The sequence below is a fragment of the Mesorhizobium sp. M4A.F.Ca.ET.020.02.1.1 genome, from assembly GCF_004022645.1.
Taxonomy (GTDB): domain Bacteria; phylum Pseudomonadota; class Alphaproteobacteria; order Rhizobiales; family Rhizobiaceae; genus Mesorhizobium.
The window spans coordinates 1-1,961 of record NZ_RZOI01000942.1; the positions used below are offsets into that span (position 1 = coordinate 1).

The window sequence follows — 1,961 nt, forward strand, 5'->3', positions numbered from 1 at the left end:
AGCGAACTGCACGAGCCGTTCTGCGATCTTGTCGAGACTCTGACCGAGCGTTTCGCCGCGGCTGGGCTCGGACTGCGCGGCGACCGCAAGAAGTCGCTGTTCCGCATCAATCGCGACGTGCGCTTCTCCAATGACAAGCGGCCCTACAACCGGCATCTGTCGGCGATCCTGTCGCCTGATGGCACCAAGATGGAGCAGGGCGTCTTCTACGTGCATATCGGGCTCGAGCGGTGCTTCTCCGGCGTCGCCTGGTGGCAGCCCAGTCCAGAACTGCTGCTCGCCATGCGCAACGCCATCGCGGCAAGGCCGGAGAAGTATCGCGCGCTGGTGGCGGCGTTGAAGAAAAACGGTCTCGAATTCGAGACCGAGGACCGCATGAAGCGCACGCCGCGCGGCTTTGAGCATGTCACCGACAGCGACCTGGCCGAAGCCATCCGCAACCGGCACTTTTACGTCCAGCATGCAATCGATCCGGCCGGAATCCACTCGCCGGCGCTGGTCGACGAGCTCGTCGATTTCACCTTGCGCGCCAAGCCGCTGCTCGACTGGGGCAGGGCGATCCAGGGCAAGGCGCAATAGCGCGGAGCCTTGCTCGCGTGCACCGGTGATCATTTCCGCTGATCGTTTGGCTCAAGCGAATTGGTGTGACAAGGGGGGCGACGCTCCCTACATCAGGCCGTTCAAGGAGTGGTCGATGTCGGCGGAAGCGATTTCCGAAAGCAGTGCGAAGAGCGATTTCTGGGACGGCGTGCGGCTCTCGATGCCCGTCGTGGTCGCCTCGGCGCCATTCGCGCTGCTGTTCGGGGCGATTGCCGTCGACAATGGTTTCTCGGTCCTTGAAGCCTTCCTGATGAGCGCCCTGATCTTCGGCGGCGCCAGCCAGATGGTCGGCATCGAACTGTTCGGCCAGCATGTCGCGCCGTGGCTGATTGTGCTGTCGATCTTCGCCGTGAACTTCCGCCACGTGCTCTATTCCGCCGGCCTCGGCCGGCGCATTTCACACTGGCCGGTGGTGCAGCAGGCGCTCGGCTTCTTCATCATGACCGATCCGCAATACGCCGTGTCGGAGGCGAGGGCGCAATCCGGCGAGACCGTCGGCTTTGCCTGGTATCTCGGGCTCGGCCTGCCGGTCTATGTGTTCTGGGTGATCGAAAGCGCGCTTGGCGCGGTGTTCGGCAAGCTCATTCCCGACACGCATGCGCTGGGCATCGACTTCCTGCTGCCGATCTATTTCCTCGGCCTCGTCATGGGCTTCCGCAAGCGGCCGCTGTGGCTGCCTGTGGTCGTGGCGAGCGCCGTTGCCTCCACCATCGCCTACAAGACGGTGGGCTCGCCCTGGCACGTTTCCATCGGCGCCGTCGCCGGCGTGCTGCTCGCCGTCATACTGCCGCCGCATCACAGCGGCGTGGGGGAACGGCCATGAGCACCACCTTCTGGATCATCATAGCCGGCGCTGTCGCCACCTATCTCACCCGCGTCGGCGGCCATCTGGTCATCTCGCGCTTCGACAACGTCCACCCGCGCGTCGAGGCCGGGCTGAACGCCGTGCCGGCGGCGGTGCTGACCACGCTGGTGGCGCCGGCGGCGCTTGGCGCCGGTCCCGCCGAATGGGCGGCGCTGATCGTCGCCGCGGCCGTGTCGCTGCGCGGCGGGTTGATGGCGATGTTTTTGGCCGGTGCCGCCGTGCTGATACTGGCCAGGCAGTTCGCAGGGTAAGTTTCTGGTCCGAGCTGACTGCCGGTTCAATTTCGTGCTTCTTTGGTGCGTGTCGGCGCCGCCCTTCATTGCCCTGCCGGGCATTTCTCCCCGTATAGTGACGGGGAGAAAGGGCTGATGTCCGAACCGGATAGATAGGTAACAGAATGGACCGATTGCATAGGTGACAGTTTTCTCCCTCGCCGGAGGACCCGGCGATGGTTTGGCGAGAGACTGGCATCATGGACGAGCGGCTTCGTTTTGTA

The 1,961-nt window shown here is 64.3% G+C and carries 3 protein-coding genes; all 3 read left to right on the forward strand.

What is annotated here, in order from left to right:
* Positions 1-579: TIGR02453 family protein (locus tag EN742_RS33400; protein WP_128333793.1), on the forward strand; the 579-nt coding region annotated here is incomplete at its 5' end.
* Positions 580-694: 115 nt separating this feature from the next.
* Positions 695-1,423: an AzlC family ABC transporter permease gene (locus EN742_RS33405; protein ID WP_127407408.1), complete on the forward strand. Its 729-nt coding sequence runs from the start codon at positions 695-697 to the stop codon at positions 1,421-1,423.
* The gene (locus EN742_RS33410; protein ID WP_127407409.1) at positions 1,420-1,716 is read left to right on the forward strand and encodes an AzlD family protein; all 297 of its coding nucleotides are present in this window, start codon (positions 1,420-1,422) and stop codon (positions 1,714-1,716) included. The genes EN742_RS33405 and EN742_RS33410 overlap by 4 nt, the downstream gene beginning before the upstream one ends.
* Positions 1,717-1,961 lie beyond the last annotated feature (245 nt).